At 43.0% G+C, this 2,868-nt stretch carries 2 protein-coding genes and 1 pseudogene; 2 read left to right on the top strand and 1 reads right to left on the bottom strand.

The features are described 5' to 3' along the window. Nucleotides 1-558: 558 nt before the first annotated feature. Nucleotides 559-1,212 carry a cupin domain-containing protein gene (locus B7Y67_RS14410; RefSeq protein WP_293599234.1) on the top strand — a complete coding sequence of 218 codons (654 nt, stop codon included), beginning with the start codon at nt 559-561 and terminating at the stop codon, nt 1,210-1,212. A gap of 43 nt (nt 1,213-1,255) precedes the next feature. Then, entirely contained in the window at nt 1,256-2,128 is an 873-nt protein-coding gene (locus B7Y67_RS14405) for a DMT family transporter (protein WP_293599233.1), read from the top strand. Nucleotides 2,129-2,161: 33 nt separating this feature from the next. On the opposite strand, the pseudogene B7Y67_RS14400 reads toward B7Y67_RS14405, so the two are convergent. Beyond that, nucleotides 2,162-2,797: pseudogene (locus tag B7Y67_RS14400) on the bottom strand (NAD(P)H-dependent oxidoreductase). Between the last annotated feature and the right edge of the window lie 71 nt (nt 2,798-2,868).

Here is a 2,868-nt window from a genome sequence, read left to right as displayed (position 1 = left end):
GCAAAATCTCTTTTTTGGCGGTGACAATTGCTACTGCAAGCTTTGCAGTGTTTGCAAATAAAGGTAGTAGTCAAGTAGAAAACGATGCCTTATCCATAAGCAGAAGTAAGGTTAGAATTTAGCGATGAAAAGAATCAATCTGGTTTGTGTGTTTCGGTCTTATTGCCTACCGATCTATAAATGACTACAGCGGGTCATTAATTACATTTCAGATTCTTTAAACTACTTCGGAGCAATGGGGTGTTAGATGGTTGCTCCAAAAATCCTTTGGTTTTGGAAACCAAATAGTCAGCCAGTAATTCTTTAATGATGTGTTATTTCACTACACAAAATGCTACACGACGATATTTAGGAGGCATAACCTCTTGAATTCTTAGTGGTTTTCTTTGGATATCTGCTCTCATAGTCTTTTGGTCCCAGGTTCAAGTCCTGGTGGGCCCACCAATGAAATTAACGACTTAGAGAGATTCCTAAGTCGTTTTTCAATTGAATCCCCTAAGCGCTAAGTCTAATTGCTTGCTATGCTTTGTTATATTTTTAATTATTTGAATGCAATTCATGAACATCAATTCCGATTACACCAAGAGGGTCGTAATTAATCACCATGATTTACCTTGGGTGCCTAGCCCTGAGGTAGGTATTGAGCGGCGTATGCTTGATCGAATTGGTAATGAGGTGGCAAAGGCGACCTCTATTGTTCGTTATCAGCCTGGCTCGCAGTTTCAAACGCATACCCATGAATTTGGTGAAGAGATATTAGTGCTCGATGGAGTATTTAGCGATGAAACCGGCGACTATCCTGCTGGTAGCTATATCATGAATCCCCCTGGATCTTCTCATGCACCCTTCAGTAAAGCCGGCTGTACTCTTTTTGTGAAATTGCGCCACCTTGGCGTTGATCAAGTTGAGCGAGAGATTATTGATACCAAATCAGCCCCCTGGTACCAAGGTATGGTGTCTGGCCTCACTGTGATGCCTCTCATGCGGCAAGGTAGCGGTTCTACTTTAGTTCGATGGGCGCCTCAAACCTACTTCAACCCTCATAAACATTATGGTGGCGAAGAAATCTTTGTGGTTGACGGTGTATTTGAGGATGAGCATGGGCGCTATCCGGCCGGCTCATGGATTAGAAGTCCTCATCTAAGTCTGCATCAGCCTTTCAGCAAAGAGGGGTGCACTATTTTTGTCAAAACCGGGCATCTATTAAGCTAGGTGATAGAGTTCAATCATTCTGTAGTGCAATAAAAGGGGAGCGGTGAATAAAGAGACTAAGGGAATGCTGATTGGATTTATCGGCATTCTGATATTTAGCCTAACCTTACCGGTGAGCAAGATTGCCGTTTTGAGTTTTGATCCCTATTTCATCGCATTTGGCCGTGCTGCTCTAGCTGGTGCAGTGGCTATTGCCTATCTTGTGTATAAAAAAGAGGAAATACCTCAAAAGACCGATTTTGCTAAGTTTGTAGTAATTGCTTTGGGTGTTGTATTTGGCTTTCCTATTTTTACGACTGTAGCAATGACGCAGGGTTCATCCTCTCACGGTGCCGTCATTCTGGGTATGATGCCGCTAGCAACAACTGTGATTGGGGTTATCCGGTTCAAAGAGAGACCTTCTCTCGGATTCTGGATAGTTTCTTTATTGGGCGCCGTCCTTGTGGCGGTGTATGCACTATTAAAAAATTCTGGCAGCTTTACAAGCGTTGATGCCTTGCTAGTGCTTGGTGGTATTTGTGCATGTATTGGTTATGTAGAGGGCGGGGATTTATCTCGGAGGATCAACCCCCGTGCTGTTATTTCATGGGCTTTAGTGATTTCCTTGCCCATCAACCTGCTGATGTCTTATGTCACGTTCGAGGCAAGCTATTTAGACCTAGGTATTTTTCCTTGGACCACATTCGTGTACTTAAGTCTATTCCCGATGTTCCTTGGATTTTTCTTTTGGTATGAGGGCTTAGCGATTGGCGGTATTGCGCGCGTTAGTCAGGTGCAGCTGATTCAACCCTTTTGCACTTTATTAGCAGCCAGCATTTTGTTGGGGGACTCATTAACTCTAATGAATGTGGTCTTCGCAATATTAGTGATATCCACCGTCATATTGGGCAAGCGCATGCTGGTCAAGAGGACCTAATCAGCTGAAGTGAGATTATCACTTCAGCGTAATTTATGGCAACCAGTGAATAAAGTCTTCTTTACTACGCCTTACTTTTTTCAAGGTAACCAACCAATCTTCATCTGTTTTTCTGTAGCCTAAAGGTAGCATGATGACACTTCGCAATCCTGTGGCCTTTAAGTCCAAAATTCTATCTAGCGCTTCGGGATCAAAACCTTCCATTGGGGTGCAGTCCACCTGCTCTTCGGCGGCTGCAATTAAAGCAGTCCCTAAGGCAATTTAGGCTTGTTTAGCTGCATGCGTGAAATTCGTTTCTGGATCGCGTAGCGGGTAGTCACTCAGTAATTTCTGGCGATAAATTGTTCCAGACTCACTTTTAAAGTTCCGCAGCTTTTCAGTCATATCAAATGCTGCATTGATGCGCTCAACTGTGTAGGTATCCCAGGCTGCAAAAACCAATAGATAAGAGCAGTCTGTAATTTGAGTCTGACCCCAAGCAATTGCTTTAATTTGTTCGCGAATACCCGCATTGGTAATAACAAAAATTTCATAAGGCTGAAGACCGCTGGAGCTGGCTGTCAATCGAATTGCTTCTAGGATGTTCTCTAGTTTTTGAACTGGGACAGCTTTAGTTGAATCCATCTTTTTCGTGGCATAGCGCCATTGCAGCTTATCGATCAGCGTCATTTCATTTCCTTGGGAATATGGGGTATTTAATTGGTTGGTTTGATATTAAAGCCTTTAAAATATCAGTACTT

Source organism: Polynucleobacter sp. 35-46-11, from assembly GCF_002281105.1.
This window is presented reverse-complemented; position numbering and strand designations above follow the sequence as displayed.